The organism is Shewanella sp. 6_MG-2023 (assembly GCF_030547195.1).
GTDB lineage: Bacteria > Pseudomonadota > Gammaproteobacteria > Enterobacterales > Shewanellaceae > Shewanella.
In genome coordinates this window covers 1-18,064 of sequence record NZ_JAUOQU010000024.1, presented here as the reverse complement: position 1 = coordinate 18,064, position 18,064 = coordinate 1, and the positions used below count along the sequence as shown (strand labels likewise).

Annotated in this window: 14 protein-coding genes and 5 tRNA genes; all 19 read right to left on the bottom strand. The window is 41.9% G+C overall.

From position 1 onward, the window contains the following. Positions 1-50: 50 nt before the first annotated feature. The 19 genes from Q4533_RS14130 to Q4533_RS14040 all read right to left on the bottom strand — a co-directional run bounded on the left by Q4533_RS14130 (position 51) and on the right by Q4533_RS14040 (position 18,064). Positions 51-2,222 carry an AAA family ATPase gene (locus tag Q4533_RS14130; RefSeq protein WP_303502973.1) on the bottom strand — a complete coding sequence of 724 codons (2,172 nt, stop codon included), beginning with the start codon at positions 2,220-2,222 and terminating at the stop codon, positions 51-53. Further along, positions 2,219-2,656, bottom strand: a complete 438-nt coding sequence (locus Q4533_RS14125; protein WP_303502972.1) for a VPA1267 family protein — start codon at positions 2,654-2,656, stop codon at positions 2,219-2,221. Before Q4533_RS14125 ends, Q4533_RS14130 begins: the two co-directional genes overlap by 4 nt. Positions 2,657-2,712: 56 nt before the next feature. Further along, the gene (locus Q4533_RS14120) at positions 2,713-3,135 is read right to left on the bottom strand and encodes a hypothetical protein (RefSeq protein WP_303502971.1); all 423 of its coding nucleotides are present in this window, start codon (positions 3,133-3,135) and stop codon (positions 2,713-2,715) included. A gap of 9 nt (positions 3,136-3,144) precedes the next feature. Beyond that, positions 3,145-5,457, bottom strand: coding sequence for a hypothetical protein (locus Q4533_RS14115; RefSeq protein WP_303502970.1), 2,313 nt, complete (start codon positions 5,455-5,457; stop codon positions 3,145-3,147). Continuing rightward, positions 5,454-7,100: a hypothetical protein gene (locus tag Q4533_RS14110; protein WP_303502969.1), complete on the bottom strand. Its 1,647-nt coding sequence runs from the start codon at positions 7,098-7,100 to the stop codon at positions 5,454-5,456. The genes Q4533_RS14115 and Q4533_RS14110 overlap by 4 nt, the downstream gene beginning before the upstream one ends. Then, positions 7,097-8,422 carry a site-specific integrase gene (locus tag Q4533_RS14105; protein ID WP_303502968.1) on the bottom strand — a complete coding sequence of 442 codons (1,326 nt, stop codon included), beginning with the start codon at positions 8,420-8,422 and terminating at the stop codon, positions 7,097-7,099. The genes Q4533_RS14110 and Q4533_RS14105 overlap by 4 nt, the downstream gene beginning before the upstream one ends. Before the next feature lie 99 nt (positions 8,423-8,521). Next, the gene (gene nth / locus Q4533_RS14100) at positions 8,522-9,157 is read right to left on the bottom strand and encodes an endonuclease III (protein WP_303414803.1); all 636 of its coding nucleotides are present in this window, start codon (positions 9,155-9,157) and stop codon (positions 8,522-8,524) included. Between the two features lie 3 nt (positions 9,158-9,160). After that, a complete protein-coding gene (locus Q4533_RS14095; RefSeq protein WP_076536406.1) occupies positions 9,161-9,856 on the bottom strand; it encodes an electron transport complex subunit E in 696 nt (231 codons plus the stop codon). After that, complete coding sequence (gene rsxG, locus Q4533_RS14090) at positions 9,849-10,484, bottom strand: electron transport complex subunit RsxG (RefSeq protein ID WP_102437228.1); 636 nt, start codon at positions 10,482-10,484, stop codon at positions 9,849-9,851. Before rsxG ends, Q4533_RS14095 begins: the two co-directional genes overlap by 8 nt. Positions 10,485-10,496: 12 nt before the next feature. Continuing rightward, positions 10,497-11,546: an electron transport complex subunit RsxD gene (rsxD, locus tag Q4533_RS14085; RefSeq protein WP_303502967.1), complete on the bottom strand. Its 1,050-nt coding sequence runs from the start codon at positions 11,544-11,546 to the stop codon at positions 10,497-10,499. Between the two features lie 2 nt (positions 11,547-11,548). Continuing rightward, entirely contained in the window at positions 11,549-14,167 is a 2,619-nt protein-coding gene (gene rsxC, locus Q4533_RS14080) for an electron transport complex subunit RsxC (RefSeq protein WP_303502966.1), read from the bottom strand. Then, on the bottom strand, positions 14,161-14,778 hold the full coding sequence (gene rsxB, locus Q4533_RS14075; protein WP_102475526.1) for an electron transport complex subunit RsxB: 618 nt from the start codon (positions 14,776-14,778) through the stop codon (positions 14,161-14,163). Before rsxB ends, rsxC begins: the two co-directional genes overlap by 7 nt. 2 nt (positions 14,779-14,780) lie before the next feature. Then, positions 14,781-15,359 carry an electron transport complex subunit RsxA gene (rsxA, locus tag Q4533_RS14070; RefSeq protein ID WP_076536414.1) on the bottom strand — a complete coding sequence of 193 codons (579 nt, stop codon included), beginning with the start codon at positions 15,357-15,359 and terminating at the stop codon, positions 14,781-14,783. A 137-nt stretch (positions 15,360-15,496) separates the two neighbouring features. Beyond that, a complete protein-coding gene (locus Q4533_RS14065) occupies positions 15,497-17,398 on the bottom strand; it encodes a GGDEF domain-containing protein (RefSeq protein WP_303502965.1) in 1,902 nt (633 codons plus the stop codon). A gap of 177 nt (positions 17,399-17,575) precedes the next feature. Continuing rightward, positions 17,576-17,651 (bottom strand) — tRNA-Asn (locus tag Q4533_RS14060). Positions 17,652-17,669: 18 nt separating this feature from the next. Further along, positions 17,670-17,745 (bottom strand) — tRNA-Asn (locus tag Q4533_RS14055). 35 nt (positions 17,746-17,780) lie between these two features. Further along, positions 17,781-17,856: transfer RNA gene (locus tag Q4533_RS14050), tRNA-Asn, on the bottom strand. A gap of 32 nt (positions 17,857-17,888) precedes the next feature. Further along, a tRNA-Asn gene (locus tag Q4533_RS14045) sits at positions 17,889-17,964 on the bottom strand. Between the two features lie 26 nt (positions 17,965-17,990). Beyond that, a tRNA-Asn gene (locus tag Q4533_RS14040) sits at positions 17,991-18,064 on the bottom strand.

Sequence of the window (18,064 nt, the reverse complement as noted above, 5' to 3'; positions counted from 1 at the left end):
ACAGCTTATTTCCGCTTGCACCCGTAGTCACTCCTTAATCATAAGTTTTATTATTGTTTTGTTAAAAGCTCAACAAGATAACTATTGCGTTTGTGAGAATGACTAGGGGCTTCGGTTACAAGTCTAAATTCAGCACTTGAGCCGACAATATGTATTTCATGTTCCGCCCTCGTGATTGCGGTATAGAGCCAAGCCCTATCTACGATTCTGCCTTTTTTCAGGGCGATAATGATACGTGGGAACTGGGAGCCTTGTGCTTTGTGAAGGGTTATTGCATAACCCAGTTCCATACAATCCAATACAGTTTGTGTGATTTCAATCTTATCTCCAGTATCAAGGGTCACTTCACCATAACTATCACCACTAGCCGTAACGCTTGTGAGAACACCAAGAGAGCCATTCTGTATGCCTTTATCGTAATGATTACGGGTAAACAAAATCGTGTCATTTAAACGGATATTTTGAAAAAACTTCTCACCATTAATTTCAAATTCAAGCCTACTACCATTGGGATTTATGGCCTCCTGGGTCAGCATATTGATTTCAGCAACTAGGGCTTTTGTAGGAGCCATAATACGGCTATTTTCGGGAGACTTTTGATACAACTGACAGCAGACTTGAGCAATGTTTTCTTGACTGGTTTCGTGAAAGTGTATTGCATCTGTGCTTAAGTGATCTGGCATCACGCCCTGATTAATGAGCTTTGAGTATTCAGGGATGCCCGTTGAGCCTTCTTGCCTTTTGACAATATCCAGCATGGTGTTAGCAACCGTTTTTGCTTGAACAATATCAGCCAGTACTTTACCGCATCCTATTGGTGGAAGTTGGTCTGGGTCGCCAGTAAATATTAATCGTGTAGAAGGATGAATGTGATTTACAAGGCGATACATGGTCGGCAAATCAATCATGCTCGCTTCATCAATAACTAAGAGGTGATTGGTTTGTTTATCGCTGGGTTCAATAGGCTCTTCACGGAGAAACTTAGCAATGGTTGAAGTGACAAAGCCAATCGACTCATGCAGTCTCATCGCTGCGCGACCACTCAGCGCAACGGCATGGACTTCAAAGCCCTGTTGATGATAAGCCTTAAGTGCGGCTCTTAGTACCGTTGTCTTGCCTGTGCCTGCTCCGCCTGTAATGCAACTTACCGAGCTATCTAAGCACGTTATTACGGCTTCGGTTTGCTTGCTGGTTAAGTCGTAAGGCAGCTCGGCAACCGCAGTACAATATGCAGCATTAGCCTGTTCATCCAACAAATCATTGCATTTGACTAATGCGTTAAGTCTTTTAGCAACGACACTCTCCATCAAGAGTTGTGCGGTTGGGTGATAAGTTCCCTTGTCAGGATTTAAAATGTACTGCGCCTTATTATGGCCCGATTGAAATGCCTGCGTTATCAGTATTTTGTCTTTAAGGAGTTTGTAGAGGTAAGGGCGCACGTTAGTGTGAGTGGTATAGGTATGACCCTTTTCAATTTCTTTTCGAATAGCCATTTCAAGTGCTGCACTAAGTCTTCTTGGATCATCCTTTGCAACATCGGTCTTAAAATCCGTTACCTTGATAATATCTTCAATGTCGCTGAACGAAAGACCAAAACCAATAAGTGCATAGGGATTGCCCTTGATAACATCGATAGAGACTTCACCATGATGCTTAAGGAGCCGTTGCTGCACACTGGCAGGGATTTTGTGCTCACTCATCCAGTTGCAATACGCTAAATTTTTGTATTTGGCATAGCCTTTGTAAAGTGATTCCACAGAATCGTCATTCACAATCGATTTCAGGCGCTTTCTGGATTCAGGTGTGTCATTTCTTAATGTGGCATGAAAGTCTTTACCTAAGAGCTGCCAAAGCGCTCTGGCTTTGCTTTCCCCAATCCCTTTGAATATGCTTTCTCTGGCGATAAAGCGTATTAGTTGCTCACCTGTTTCGGGCAAAGAGCACTCAACATACTCTGGTGATTCATAGGTGTGCTGCTGCATCACATAATCGCCTGTCTCCATGTTTTTTAATTGTCGATGACCTTTGACTGACCAATGCTGACCCAGTTCAGGTTGCACGGGGATGCTCTCAGGGTCTACTTTGATGGTGACGTAATACTTGCCACTATTGGTTTTGTAAGAGTCTTTTGCCAGCGGTACTCCTGTGAATATCACCATATTGGTCGAGCGGAAAGGGACACTAGTGACACGCATTTGGTCTTCATGCAAAGCGGAATTCATCGTGGCATTAACCCCATTTCAGATAAGGTTTCAGACAGTTCACCGAAGCGTTCAAGTCGTCTTTCAAGCTCTTTGACCTTAGTTTTTAATTCAATATTCTCAGTCTCTAATGAAGACACTCGCTTTGAATCAAGCAGTTTACGATTCGCTGTATTGTCGTAGGCTTTGGGTTTATCCGCATTCTTCTTTGCAGCGTTAGTTAAAGGTGGCAGGAGGCCTTTACCACGCAGTTCATCTTCTAAAGCTTTAAGTGCTGTTTTGAGGGCAGGGTTTTGATTTAAAGCAGATTTACCACAGCCAATCCCTTTTGCCACTTCAATACGATTAAGCTGACCTCTGAACACGATTTGTTTAAAGTCATCGTCCGTCTGTGTGGCTTTCCAAACCTCAAATGCCTCAAGGTTTTGCTGCGCCTTTTGCTGACCACCTGCCATTTTACCCCTCGCTATATTTTGATTGAAGGCTGAGTGCGTTAGACATTGTTGGGTGTTTACGAATTGCTGCGCTCAATGTCTTGCAGAGTTTTTTGAAACACATCCATGACACTTGGATTAGTTTTGCCAATGCTGGATAACTTTTGAATGAAAGCCTGAAGTTTGCCTATTTCTGAACGTGCTACCGCAAGTTCGGATTCCAGTTGGAGCACCTTCTCCGCTAAATCCACATCTTTCTGTAAGTAAGCAATCAGTTCCTCATTTTCAGATGAAACGGGCTTTCCCCTTAGAACTTGCTTTTTTTGCTTGTACTCATGCTTGATATTGGCGTACTTGTCGAGCGTTTGTCTCGTAGTAGCAATACCTAAGCTGGATTCTGTTTTTGTGACTAATAAATCCCATGTCAACTTGCCTTCCCAGCTTCGAATAAGGGCTTGAATGGAAATTTGTTGGTCGGTTTCTAGTGATTTAAGTGCCATATTTTTACCCTAGAGTGAGCCTAAAAAACCTAAAAAATTATTTGTGGCTTCATCTTTGTTATTGTCATTTTTTGCCTCAATAGCAGCTTGAAGTGCTTGCTCGGTATCTGGCAGTGCTAACTTTCGTTCTTCCACAGTTTGTGTCTTTAAATTAGTGATTTTTATGCTGTTTGATCGAGTTAGCAATCGTACCATACGACCTTCCTCTATTGTCTTGTCGGACAACACTTCAATGAGTTTTTTTAGCATGCAAGTGTTGCTATAGTGGGTTTTATACCACTTTTGCATTCCTTTACTGGTTTCAAAGTTGATAGCTTCCTGAACCCTTTTCAAGTTATGCGACTGCACCTTTAAATCCTTCATGAGTAAGTCTATTGCCGCGCTATCATGGGTCACATGGCAAGAAGATGCGCATAACGCACATTGCGTTTCAAACTCCGACATATAAGTACAGGGTGATAGGGCTAGATTTTGAGTGCAGAAACCTGACTCATGAACAAAAGTCGGCGTTTCACTGTCGATAGCCTCATTAAATTGATCCATAGTTTTAATACGAAGGCTTATCTTCGCTTCGATATCGCTTTCTGGCTCATTAGCGTAAGAGATATCACCAATTACTGAAGCGTTCTGAGCGTCAGTTGTATGGATATAGGTCAGTGTTTGCTCGGCGCTCTTTCGACCTGACAACATAGAAATGAGGTGATGAGGTAGACCTTTTTTCGCCAGAAAATCATTTTGCCAATGTCGCAATTGATGTGGCTTAAGCAAAAAGTTTGATGAAAATCCGTGGCGTTCAAAGATCGTAAGCCTATTTTTATTGCCTTTAATTAAATCGTCAGCGAATGTAGTACTTAGTGTACCGATAGGCACTAAAAGGAAGGGGTGTCTCACTCTGCCAGCCAATTGCTTTTGTGTGTAAGCAAATAATGCGTTTTCAAAATCGACAAACTTAGTTTGCGTTTTATTGTATCCTTTGAGTTGAGATTGATTCATCTCTATAGTGTGATTTTGAAACTCTGCCAGGGTGAGTTCTTGCTTGCCTGCTGTATAATTATCATATTGAATTTTCGCGGTAAAAGTACATCCAGCTAGTGCTTTACTGTATGGGCAATTCATCTTGAATATCAGTGTGTCGAATGCTTCAAGCTGCGCAATGGGCTTGATGAATTTTGGGTTAGTGATTGATACGCCTATTGCCCCTTTTGTGTCAGGGGTGACCCGTACACATTTGTCACTGTCGTCAAAAAAACCAAGCAGCAACCCAAGATGTAACAGGTTGGTTGATTTGCTTAAACTAGGCTTAAGCAGGGTGATGTTTTCATTGCTAGGCTTAAATTCACCTAGCACTTCTTTTAGTGGGCGACTCGGCTTTCGGTAGAACCGAGCCAGTGCTCTGGCGGTCTCTGTAGCAAGAGTGGTGTAATGCAAGGCTCTGTCTACGCTGTCGACCATTTCTGCATTAATGTGATTTTGATTATCCTTATACCCCTTTGAGCCTCGCCAGTTGAGATAATGCACCGTTTTTTCCTGTCCATCGACAACTTGTGTATGAGCCTTTATGCGTTGCACTGTTAAAAGTACTTGCTCTGCGCCGACCCGATTAGGTGAAGCCATGCCAAGTGCTGCCATGGTACAACTAAAGCTGTCTCGCTGCTCTTGCTTCGGTAATAAAAGGTGTTGCCAAGCATCAACATCTTCCTTGTCACCATCCTGATAGGCTGGAATAACATCATAGAAGATAGCCCCGAGCGCCAGTAGTGCGTTTTCGGAGGGGAGCTTGTTTTGTTCTGCTTGTAGCGCATCATCGCCACTTTTAGTGCGAACTGATTCAACTGTAGTATTAATGTAGGGCTGACAGCTCTTCGCCAGCATTTTATGTTGATGCAGCCAGTTGATAAAAGATGTTAAGTTAGTGCTGTATGTCATCAGGTTGATGGCAGATTGAATCCTTTCAAGGGTGGCGGTCGCGACATTCTCATTTAGGTGACAAAGGAAGATTCTTGCGGCTGTGAGTTTTCCTACTTTATACTTTATAGATATGTTTTCTTTTAATATATCAAGGGCATAGGTAAATAATAACTCATGCACCTCGGGTGCTAAACGATCTTCATCCGTGAAACGCGTACCTATTTGGGTTTTCTTTCTATTTAGATTACAAAAGAGAATATTCTGGGTTCTGTTGTCACTGTTGGTAAATGTGACAGCAATATCTTCCCAAGATGCCTGCTCACCTTGAGCGTTGGTAAATCCAATCAGAGGCTGTGCTTTCTTTTTGGCGACATAAGCGCGTTGATTATCAATGTAGCGGTTAATCTGACTCATTTTTTCGCCCCCACTTTCATGGTTTGTCGTTCTTCGCACAGCATCATTGTCACTTTGATATAGAGAATAATGGTTTGCAGTCGTTTAACCGTAGCGGGGTGGCCTGATTGACTATTAATCGCCAGATTACGCTCTGCCTTATCTAAATATTGCTGATGGTTTGCGGTTTCCAAAGGTCGAAAGTTATCACAGGGATAGCACCCCATTGGAGCGGCTCCCTTTGATTGACAGCTTGAGCAGTTGGCTGGGTTAAGCTTGTGCCCTATCTCTTCATCAAATGGGCTTTTCACTTTAAAGTCAGCGTGTTGCTGTAATTCTTTCGAAGATACGCTATCAAAACGTTGTATGACACTGTTACCCGCATAGGCTTCGTCTATTTTGACTCGCTCAGGCGCTTTTAAATCAAGGTAATTTTGTATTGCCTCTACCGTAACACCTGTAATGGCGGCAATTTGCGCAGGGCTTAACCCCATCCAAGCTGCGAGGGTTAACTGGGTATGACGCCAGCGATTATTTTTAAATGCAAGAGGCTTGTGCGCTATCCGGTCACTCTTGATACTTAATTTTTTTTCGAAGAGGTAAGCAATACTTTTGGCAAGACTTACCGAAGAGAGGTGGAAAGCCTCTGATGTGTCGCTTACTGATTGAAAGAGACTCTCTTTTGTATCAAATTTTACGGAGAATAAACTTTGGTCTGGAAACAAGGGGAGTCGTTGCATTAGCTCTTTTGTTTCACTCTCAGAGAGGATAACGCCACTCTTGCTCAATGACGCGCAAAGGAAAGTTTCGTAAACTTGGTAATACTGAAGCAACAATTCAGACAGATTTGGCTCCAAGCGATGTGAACGTGACTCGGCATCGACTCTAAACGCTCCATTTTTACCTTTGAAGGTTCGTAGGTGCAACTGCTCTACATCAGAAAAATGATGCTGAGTTAAAGGCTGCCAATCACGGTTACTTTCTTTGTGTGAGTTAAATGTTTGACCCACCCGCAAAAGGTCACACCATTTAATTTTAACCAGTTGCGAAGGTCTTCTTACAATGGCCACCATCAACTGACAAGCCAGAACGGTTCTAAGGCGAGTGAAAGGTTGTGCTGTTGCAATCTCACTGCTGAGTGCATGGAGGGTTTCAATTCTTAGTGCTTCAAGAAGGTTATCACGCTCGATTTCACTGTAAGCGCCTGTTGTTTCATCAAGGATATTTTTTTGGTGACCTCGTGTGCCTAAATTCTCATCCTTAACGATGTCATAGAGCGGAGTAAGAAGACTGCTGCGGTACTCATGACTTCGTTTATTAAATGCGTATAGGGCATCTTTTACATTCTTTTTATAGTCCGTGAGCGTTAACCACCACGCCTCAAAAGTCGTTGGCTCTAAGTAACCGCAAATGGTTCTTAAGATGCTGACATGGCCATTTAGGGTTGAATGAGCATAATGTTTAGCAACGTGCGCGATAGCCAGTCGTAGGTCGAGAAAGGTTTCGCTATCTAGCTCATTCATCCAGTCAAGGTAAAGGGTTTTCTTGTAGCCAAGCAACCATTCATCAGAAAAGAGATCGAACTCGTAACCCGTTTCTTTTGCTTGAAAGGTTCGTTTTCCTTGATAGCTATTTTTTAAGCTTTTAAGTTCAATGCTGTTCATTTGCTATCTCTCAGGTTGGGTACGGATTGGCTCTGGTTCTTGGATGAAATTTCAGCTACCGTCACGGCTAATTGGAACTCGTTGTAAACTGATGCCATTTTTGAGTCTTCTACCCAGCCCATTGCATATTTGCGAAGGTCTTCGATTTTATCTGGTGAGAACCCTTTGGCTTTGGCTTTGTTTTCAAAGATTTCATTCCACTTATGACGAAGTAGATGTGGATGTAGTGCTATCCCGACACAACCTCCAATCGTCTTAATGACCTTGTACATTGCGTTGTAAGACATTGGCTTACCGATAGTTCTTCCTTTTTCTGAGATGAAAAGGAAGTCATGTTCATGAGAGTTTGGTGTACTTTTGCGCACGGTTTCAATATAGAGCTTAATAAACTTCATTAAATCACGAGAGATTGGAACAGAAAGTGCTTTTGTTTTATTCGCAGCGGGAAGGCGTCTTGTGTCCGTTGGGTCGTTGGGCGTTCGGGTGAGTAGGAATCTAGGATTGCCCCAATCATCTATTAAATCACTTACCTTTAATTTCAATACCGCACCCACGCGTACCCCTGAATCAATCAATATTTGGGCGATTATTTGATTTCGAAGTTTACTCGATTTGAATGGATTATCAGGAGAGCATTCTTGAATAACATCCAACAAATTAAAGAATTTATCGGATGGGATAGCAGATTCAAAAGCATCTTTAGTAATAGTATTGTCCTTTCGGGAGCTAGATATTACGGTGCTTATGTAGAGTTTAAATTTATTAAATTGGTCATCGGTGCTGATTTGCTGCTTAGTTTCAGCTTTATCGTAGTGATGGCACACGTATAAAAACTCAATGTAGGCTTTCAGGCGATTGAGGCGTTGATTAAAAGTATGCGCTGACACTTCTGATTGACTGTTGGATGTCGCATGGATTGCATCCCTGATTCTTTTATCGGTAAGGCTAACTACTGTGCTGTCTTCGCTATCAGATTCTGTGCCCACATAAAATTTACAAGTACGAATATAACTGTCAATTTCTTCAATAGATAGAAAAGTGCCACTCGCAACACGCTCAACGAGATCAATACCTTTATCAATGAAGAAGCAATATAGAAACTTCAATTCGTAGGCATATTTTTTTATGGTATAGAATGACGGTGACTGTTTTGACTTTGACTTTGAAAGTGGAGAATTATGATTGCCATTAAGATAAGCATTCAAGTACAAGCAGCAAGGTAAGCCATCCCTAATAACAGCGGGAAATGAATAACCATTTATATCCTTGTATATTTTTACTTGAACATTAACACTCAAAGCATTCATTGCAAAGTCAACCATTAATTATACATAAATACACCTTAATTGGCCTTTTTGCTTTTGTAAAGGTAAAAAAATAGATTCCCTTGGGAATCTATTACTTCGCATGAGTATAATCCTTTACTTTTTCTTTGGTGGAGAGTATTCGCAAAGGTCTTCTATCATACAGCTACCACAGCGAGGCTTGCGGGCGATGCAGGTATAGCGTCCATGTAAAATAAACCAGTGATGTACATCGACTTTAAATTCGGCAGGGGTGACTTTCAGCATTTTTTCTTCTACTTGGTCGACATTTTTACCCATGGCAAATTTAGTGCGATTTGCCATACGAAAAATATGGGTATCAACAGCGATGGTCGGCCAGCCAAATGCAGTGTTGAGTACCACGTTGGCAGTTTTACGGCCAACGCCAGGGAGTGCTTCTAATGCCTCTCGATTTTCAGGTACTTCGCCGCCATGTTGATCAATTAGCATTTTACAGGCTTTAATAACATTTATCGCTTTGTTGTTATAAAGCCCAATGGTTTTAATGTAAGTTTTTAAGCCATCAACGCCAAGATCGTAAATTCCTTGAGCTGTGTTGGCGACAGGGAATAATTTGTCAGTGGCTTTATTGACGCTGACATCGGTTGCTTGCGCCGACAGGGTGACGGCAACCAGCAGTTCAAACGGCGATGAAAAGTTTAATTCAGTTTCAGGTTTAGGGTTATTGTCCCGAAGACGGGTTAACATTTCATAACGTTTTTGTTTGTTCATCTATTAGCTAACCTTGGTAATTCTGGCGCGCGCTATGGCTTCGCTTTGTTGTTTTGGTTGTCGGCTTTCGAGTTTTGCATCAATAACATTTTTAAGGGCAATTAACAGTCCCATGGCGATAAACGCCCCCGGCGGTAACATTGCAATTAAAAAATGGCTATCGAGTTGAAATACTTGAATCGTCAGTGCGCTTGCCCAGTCACCTAACAGCAGCTCAGCACCATCAAATAAAGTGCCTTGACCAAGAACTTCACGTACTCCGCCAAGCACCACTAAAATGGCGGTAAACCCAAGTCCCATCATGAGCCCATCAAAAGCAGCGCTGCTAACATTGTTGCGTGATGCAAAGGCTTCTGCTCGGCCAATGATCACACAGTTGGTGACAATCAAGGGCAAGAAAATGCCTAAAGAAAGATATAAGCCATAGGCATAAGCATTTATTAACAGCTGAACACAGGTTACTAGTGCGGCAATGATCATCACAAACACTGGAATACGGATTTCTTTTGGAACAAAGTTGCGCACCAATGATACCAGTACATTAGAACCAACCAGCACTAGCAGTGTGGCAACACCTAAGCCTAAAGCATTAGTTACCGTAGCTGTTACAGCTAATAACGGACATAAGCCTAATAACTGAACCAATCCGGGATTGTTTTTCCATAATCCTTGCCAAGCTATTTCGCGGTAATTAGTCATGATCTCGTCCACATTGGTTTACGGTGCTATAAAGCATTTGCCTGTTGTTTTTAACATAGGTTAGGGCATTATTAATCGCTTTGACATAAGCTCTTGGGGTAATGGTAGCCCCTGTAAATTGGTCGATGTTACCACCATCTTTTTTAACGCCTAATGGTTTATCGTTTGAATTAAAAACTAACCCAGCAAAGGCTAAAACCCAGTCAGATTTTCTTAAATCAATTTTGTCACCTAAGCCAGGTGTTTCCTGATGTGCTAAGGTTCTTACGCCTAGTAGGGTGTTGTCGTTATCGACACCGATAATAAGCTTGATATCACCGTTATAACCGTCAGGGGCAATGGCTTCAATGGCCATTGCAACAGGTAAATCGCCCTGTTTAGCAATATAGGCTGATAACGATTGATCGCTGCCCAAATATGCTTCATCAATCACGGCAATACAATCGTCAGTTAATGCATTGTCATGCATTGCTTGAGGTATGATTTGTTGCAGCACGCGTGTAAGTTGCTTGCGTTGCTGGTCAATAATCCTGTCTGCAGTTAAATAGTTCACGCTTGCTACTAAGCCAGTGCAACACAAAGCAAATATCGCAAGTATCAGGCCATTTCGTGTAATAATATTAGACATAATAAATCCTGTTTAATTTCCTGCTCTATGGCCGTATGAGCGCGGACGAATGTAGTAATCAATAAATGGAGCACACATATTGGCAAGTAAAACTGCAAAGGCGACCGCATCAGGGTAACCACCATAGGTTCTAATCACAAAAATAAGCACGCCTATGATAGCGCCAAATAACAATCTGCCCCGGGGACTGGTTGCAGCGGTAACAGGATCGGTCGCAATAAAGAAAGCACATAACATGGTGCCACCAGAAAACAGATGCAGTAATGGGCTAGCATGAGTACTTGGATTTAATAAAAATCCCACACCTGCACAGATAAATATCGCTAATAATATGCCAGTACTGATCTGCCAGCGGATCACCTTGAGCTCTAACATCACAAGGCCACCAAGTAAATACGCAATATTGACCCAAAGCCAGCCAACACCTGCTATGCCGTCAAAAACATTCTTCTGTAAACTTTCGGCGCTAGTTAACCCCATAGATAAATCAGTTTTGAATGTGTCTAACGGTGTCGCCATAGTATGACCGTCGATGCCAAGGCGATATAAATGAATATCCACATTGGATAATTCAAATATTGAATTTAATGCTGCAATAATGCCCACATGATTGCTAGCAAGTTCTGCAGGTGCAACCCATGAGGTCATTTGCACTGGAAACGAAACCAGTAACAGAACATATGCAGCCATGGCAGGATTAAAGATATTATTACCTAGCCCGCCATATAAATGCTTTACGATCACGATAGCAAAAAGACAGCCTATAACCGTCATCCACCAAGGTGTTAAGGGCGGTATGGCAACGGCAATCAATAAAGCTGTAACTAAGGCACTATTATCTGCTAAGGCTGTTTTAATTGATTTATTACGTAACTTCATTATGCAAGCTTCAGCGCTTAAGGCTGTTACTACGGCAATAATGATTTGTACCAAAGTCCCCATACCAAAGAAGTAGGTTTGGGCTAAAATACCCGGAATTAAACAGTAGGCAACACGCAGCATGACTTTATTGGTCTGCAGTGTGGTACTGACATGTGGAGATGAAGCTATTTTAAATGCCATGTTTATTCCTTTTCACTCAGCTTACGCTGATTTTCAAGCTTCTTCGCTTTTGCTTTAGCAACTGCAGCTGCAATTCGTGCTTTTTTGTCGTCAGTAGCTTCTGTTGGAGCAGGCTCTTCTTTAAGCTTTGCTGGCGCTGATACAGTTTCATTTTCAGTGTCATGTTTAGGCGCAAGTTTTTTCGCTTTGGCCTTAGCAACAGCGGCTGCAATTTTCGCTTTTTTGTCGTCAACGGGTTCTGACTGTACTTTTGTCACTTCGCTAACAACTTGCTCGTTAGCAGCTTGTTCGTTAGTAGCTTGAACAGAGGCAGAGACATCATCAGTTGCATTTGTTGCAGCGAGCTTTTTCGCTTTAGCTCGTGCAACGGCAGCCGCAATTTTCGCTTTTTTGTCGTCAATTGGTTTTGACGTTACTTCTGTTACTTCGCTAACAACTTGCTCGTTAGCTACTTGAACAGAGGCAGAGATATCATCAGTTGCACTTGTTGCAGCTGTTGCAGCGAGCTTTTTGGCTTTAGCTCGTGCAACGGCAGCCGCAATTTTCGCTTTTCTGTCGTCAATTGGTTCTGAGGTTACTTCTGTTACTTCGCTAACAACTTGCTCGCTAACAACTTGCTCGTTAGCTACTTGAACAGAGGCAGAGATATCATCAGTTGCACTTGTTGCAGCTGTTGCTGCGAGCTTTTTGGCTTTAGCTCGTGCAACGGCAGCCGCAATTTTCGCTTTTCTGTCGTCAACTGCTTCTGACGTTACTTCTGTTACTTCGCTAACAACTTGCTCGTTAGCGGCTTGAACAGAGGCTGAGACATCATCAGTTGCACTTGTTGCAGCGAGCTTTTTGGCTTTTGCACGTGCAACTGCTGCGGCGATTTGTGATTTTTTGTCTGTAGCTGTGTTGCTAGGTTCACTGCTAGTAGTAACAGTGCTAGTAGTTACAGGCGTGTCATTAGCATCAGCTGGAACTGCACTGGCGAGTTTCTTGGCTTTTGCTCGGGCAATAGCGGCTTTAACTGCTGCACTTTTATCTGTAGTGGCACTATTGTTATTGGTTTCTGCAGCGGGTGTTGCCGTCGCTTGCTTTTTGGCTGCAATACGCGCCATTGCTTCTGCAACAGCATCTTTTTTACTGCTATCCATAGCAGCTTTACGTTTTTCTGCTGCGAGTCTTGATTTTTCTTCGCGGGCACGCTTTTCATCTTCAAGGCGTTGCAAGCGGGCTTCAAAACGTATTTTAGCCTGTTCAGCTTGGAATTTTTCTTCCGCTTCATTTTTAAGCGCTGATTTGGCAATGCGATAATACTCAACAAGTGGAATATCACTGGGGCAAACATAACTGCAACAGCCGCATTCAATGCAATCTTTTAAATTAAAGCTAGCGGCCTTATCGTACTCCTGGGCTTTTGCATGCCAGAATAATTGTTGCGGTAACAACAGAGCTGGGCAGACAACAGCACATTCTCCGCAGCGGATACAGGCTTTTTCATCGACATCAGGGGCGATTTCATCACTGCTTGGTACCAATATGCAGTTTGTTCCTTTTAATACTGGAACATCAGTATTGGGCAGTGCATAACCCATCATAGGACCACCGATGATGACTTTAGCACTTATGTTATTAGTGTCTTTGACTGGCGTTTGTGTTTGCTTGAGTGCATGGGTGATCGGTGTACCGATAGGTAACCAATAGTTGCCTGGTTGTGATACTTGATTACCCGTGATGGTCACTAATCTCTCAATCAGAGGTTTACCATTTAACACAGCATCTTGAATCGCAAAGGCGGTGCCGACATTGTGCACCACAATACCTTGCTGGGCCGGAATGCTACCTGTGTGTATTTCTTTACCGGTCACAATTTGAATCAACTGCTTTTCGCCACCGGAGGGGTACTTAGTTGGAATGATGGTGATACGAGTCATTTTTGCTAAGGATTCAAAGCCTGCTAACGCCGTCTTCATCGCTGCAGCAGCTTGTGATTTGTTATCTTCGATAGCGATAATTATCCGTTGAGGTTTCAACAAATAATCGATGACTTCGATGCCTTTGATGATGTCAGTTGCGTATTCACGCATTAACACATCATCAGAGGTGATATAAGGTTCACACTCAACACCGTTAATGATCACAAGATCAATTTCACTGGCTGGATTAAGTTTTATATGACTTGGAAACGTTGCGCCGCCCATACCCGCGATGCCAGCTTGCTTAATTTTCTCAATAACTTGTTGGTTACTCAGTTCTGTCAATGTCGCAGGCAAAAATACCGCAGCAGTATCTTGACCATCAGCGGCAATGGTGCAAGTTAAACAAGGTAAACCAGAGGCATGATTACTTGCATGCTGTTCAATACTGATAATTTGACCAGATGTAGGCGCATGTACAGGAAGGTACATAAAGCCTTCACCATCAGTGAGCATTTGCCCTTTGAGTACCTGCTCGCCGACTTTTACTGTTAAACGAGCGCAATCACCGACTTGAGGCAGCGGTACTCTATATTGAGCTGCTAAGGGTAGTTGGCGTACAGCTTGAGTATTAGACAGAGTCTTAAGTTGTGGAGGGTGTATTCCACCTGGAGAATGCCATAAAGTCCCTTTATCAATTTGTTCTAATAAAGTTAGCACTGAGATTCCTCGTTTACATCGTTTACTTTAGCTGCTTTTGAGCTTTTAACATGATCAATATCAATAAGCGTGACTGGGATAGAAGATAATTTCCAATCCCAGTTCTTTAGGTTTTGTTCAACTGGGATCATATCAATACAGTCAACTGGACAAGGCTCTACACACAAATCACAGCCGGTACAATCTTTAGTAATAACCGTGTGCATCAGTTTACCCGCGCCTAAAATGGCATCTACTGGGCAGGCTTGAATACATTTAGTACAACCAATACATTCATCTTCTCTGATGTAGGCGACTTTTTTAACCGTTTCCTGAGCTACTTCGTTTAATGGCTCTGGATCAACTCCCATTAATGACGCAAGTTTCTCCATAGTCGCAGTGCCACCAGGCGGGCACTTATTGATGTTATCACCATTGGCAATAGCTTCAGCATATGGTCGGCAGCCTGGATAGCCACATTGACCGCATTGGGTTTGCGGCAACAGGGCTTCTACTTGATCGACAATAGGGTTTCCTTCGACTTTAAATTTAATTGAAGCGTAACCAAGAATTAAGCCAAATATTAAGGCTAAGATGGTTAGCACAATGACAGCGATTGCAATACTAGACATGATTATTTAACTAGCCCCGCAAATCCCATAAAGGCAAGCGACATTATGCCTGCGGTAATCATGGCAATAGCACCACCTTTAAAAGGTAAAGGCACGTCAGCCGCCGCCAAACGTTCGCGCATGGCTGAAAACAATACTAGTACTAAAGAAAATCCAACCGCTGCACCAAAACCATATACTGCAGATTGAATAAAGTTATGATCTTCATTGACGTTAAGTAGGGCGACACCGAGTACTGCGCAGTTGGTAGTGATGAGCGGGAGATAAATCCCTAATGCTCTATGTAAAGAGGCACTGGTTTTTTGTACTAACATTTCAGTAAATTGCACCACAACAGCAATGACCAAAATAAAGCTCATTGTTTTTAGATAGGTGATACCAAAAGGCTCAAGTAAAAATTCGTTGGTTAAGTAGCTAAGTATAGATGCTAATGTGAGTACAAAAGTTGTTGCCATGGACATACCGATGGCAGAAGCTAACTTGCTAGATACCCCCATAAAAGGGCATAGTCCAAGGAATTTTACTAATACAAAATTATTAACTAGCACTGTGCCAATTAACAGTAAGAGATAGTCTGTCATTACTACACTTTTCTATATGAGAGTTCTTTAAGAGATTAGCAGTATTATCTAAGGTTTAGGCTGGTTTAACAACGGATAAAAAAAAGGGTTATGTAAATAATAACCCTTTTTTTGAATAAAGGTCTTACATTGGTTATTTATTTATCTGTTTTCGCGATAATTTCTGGTCTGGCAATGTAATAACCTTGTAAGCCATCAACGAGTAATTTTTCAAGTGTTAGTTTCTCTTCTTGCTTTTCTACGCCTGTAGCGACCACTTTTATGCCAATTCTTTTGGAGATATCAACAATCATTCTTATGAAGAATTTATTGTTGTTGTTTTGATCAATCTTATCGCTATAACTGCTGTCAAGCTTGATAAAATCGGGTTTTACTTCCCTAAAGAATTTGAAAGATGAAAAACCTAATCCAAATTGTTGAATGGCAACCTTAACGCCAACTTTGTGCATCTCATTAACGAAGCGTTGGCTTGCATTTAAGTTCTTCTGCATACCTGATTCATTGACTTCAAAGATTAATCTTGCAGCAACACTGCGGTGGCTAGATAAAATATCTGTTAACCAAGACACAAAGACTTCATGGGTAGCAGATGAGGCACTAATATTGACGCCAAAATTACCCTTAAGGCTTGGATTGGTGCTGAGTAATTGTATGCAATGAACGATGAGCATTTTATCCAAATCGATATTTAATCGATGACGTTCAGCCATTGCGACCACACTGGCTGTGGGTAAATTGGAGCCTTCATTATTAAAGAAACGGGCAAATAACTCACGATAAACATCGACTTGATTATTACAAGGTAAGATTGGTTGTTGAAAAAACTTAACCCCTTTGCGGTTAATGAGGTCATTGATGGTTACTTTCCAGTGGTTATCGCCTAATTGTTCGTTACCATTGAATTTTTCAAGAATATGGTATCTGTTAAGGCCAGATGTTTGCGCGATGCTGACTGCAGTATCCGCGAACACCAATAGCGCGTGAGGGTCAAACTGGTTTTCAAAAGGGACTAAACCGGCATTGGCAATATTATCGGGTTCAATGGTTTGGGCATATTCATCAAAGCTTCTTTTTAGGTTATCTAAAAATCGCTCAGACTCTTTTGTCGTAATACCATGAATAAATAATGCAAAATCACTGCTTGATACCCGGTAAAATTCATTGACTCCCATCTTAGAGCCAGCTGTTCTGATGCAAGTCGCAATTTTATTTAAATAATCATCGCCAGCTTCACGTCCTTGCAACTGGTTTATACTGGCAAGTTCAGCAGCTTTAACAATACAAAGCACGCCAAATTGCTGCTTATCTGATTTCGAAATAGATTTTATTTGATCGTCAAAGCGTCTTCGGGTTGAAAAGCCGGTGACAGCATCCTGATAAGCGGCTTTGGTAAGGGTATCATTTTTGTTATGAAAACTGTCGATGCTGGCTTTTAATTCGCCTCGGCTCTTTTCAAGAGCAATACCTATGGGTTTAAGCGAGCCTTTTAATCTTGAGGTTTCTACAGCTTGAAATGACAGACTAGAAATATTACTGATGTAATCAGATGCATACTTTATCCCTCTGCGGTGCACATGCATTAACAGCGTAAAACTCAGCATAATAACTAAATACGCTAAAATGGTCAGACTCGCTGCTTTTTCAAGGTTAACAAAGCTTGTGGTGATAACTGAACTCGTGTTTAACCGGACTTGCAGGCGAGCGTCAGCAAACGTATTAATATGACCTAATTCGATAGAAAAAATTTTATCTTCAAAGTCGGCGTCAGTTTTAGCTAACGTTCCATAGGTAAAGTTATTATCACTGTCAGTACTGTGAATGTATTGGAAAAATTGGAAGCTAAAATTTTCGCTTAATTGCTGAAAGAGTGCCTGTCCATCACTATTCCATTCTGTAATTGAATTGATTTGGTGCTTGTAATTTTCAATTGCAATATGGCCTTGGCGTTGCATTTCTTTATTTTCAAGGTCATAAATACGAAATAATAACAGACCAAAAATAACAAAAAGTACTAACTGGAAAGATTTTGATAAGCCCATGAATGATCCGTTTCCTGTCTTAAATGCTTGAGTTTAATGAGAATAATGTACTCAAGGTATTATAAACTTAAAAAAGAAATATAACTGTATTAAATTGTAATAGAAAAAGACATAAAAGGAGAGGGTTTTAAACTAAAAACGTGAGATATAACATGATGATATGCTAGAGGTAAATCTTGGCTCCCCGGACTGGACTCGAACCAGTGACATACGGATTAACAGTCCGCCGTTCTACCAACTGAACTACAGGGGAATTGAAGATTTATTGAAGTGGCTCCCCGGACTGGACTCGAACCAGTGACATACGGATTAACAGTCCGCCGTTCTACCAACTGAACTACAGGGGAATTGATACTTCATTTTTACAAACATACTATTAAAGTGGCTCCCCAGACTGGACTCGAACCAGTGACATACGGATTAACAGTCCGCCGTTCTACCAACTGAACTACAGGGGAATCGATACTTTAATTTTTACACTATTTTGAAGTGGCTCCCCAGACTGGACTTGAACCAGTGACATACGGATTAACAGTCCGCCGTTCTACCAACTGAACTACAGGGGAATCGATGCTTCAAAATTTGTTTTAATTGGCTCCCCGGACTGGACTCGAACCAGTGACATACGGATTAACAGTCCGCCGTTCTACCAACTGAACTACAGGG

Coding starts and splice junctions, on each gene's coding strand:
- Q4533_RS14125 (WP_303502972.1), bottom strand. CDS start 2,656: ATGGCAGGTGGTCAGCAAAAGGCGCAGCAAAACCTTGAGGCATTTGAG.
- Q4533_RS14110 (WP_303502969.1), bottom strand. CDS start 7,100: ATGAACAGCATTGAACTTAAAAGCTTAAAAAATAGCTATCAAGGAAAA.
- rsxD (WP_303502967.1), bottom strand. CDS start 11,546: ATGGCATTTAAAATAGCTTCATCTCCACATGTCAGTACCACACTGCAG.
- rsxA (WP_076536414.1), bottom strand. CDS start 15,359: ATGACAGACTATCTCTTACTGTTAATTGGCACAGTGCTAGTTAATAAT.
- Q4533_RS14105 (WP_303502968.1), bottom strand. CDS start 8,422: ATGGTTGACTTTGCAATGAATGCTTTGAGTGTTAATGTTCAAGTAAAA.
- nth (WP_303414803.1), bottom strand. CDS start 9,157: ATGAACAAACAAAAACGTTATGAAATGTTAACCCGTCTTCGGGACAAT.
- Q4533_RS14130 (WP_303502973.1), bottom strand. CDS start 2,222: ATGAATTCCGCTTTGCATGAAGACCAAATGCGTGTCACTAGTGTCCCT.
- Q4533_RS14120 (WP_303502971.1), bottom strand. CDS start 3,135: ATGGCACTTAAATCACTAGAAACCGACCAACAAATTTCCATTCAAGCC.
- Q4533_RS14065 (WP_303502965.1), bottom strand. CDS start 17,398: ATGGGCTTATCAAAATCTTTCCAGTTAGTACTTTTTGTTATTTTTGGT.
- rsxB (WP_102475526.1), bottom strand. CDS start 14,778: ATGTCTAGTATTGCAATCGCTGTCATTGTGCTAACCATCTTAGCCTTA.
- Q4533_RS14095 (WP_076536406.1), bottom strand. CDS start 9,856: ATGACTAATTACCGCGAAATAGCTTGGCAAGGATTATGGAAAAACAAT.
- Q4533_RS14115 (WP_303502970.1), bottom strand. CDS start 5,457: ATGAGTCAGATTAACCGCTACATTGATAATCAACGCGCTTATGTCGCC.
- rsxG (WP_102437228.1), bottom strand. CDS start 10,484: ATGTCTAATATTATTACACGAAATGGCCTGATACTTGCGATATTTGCT.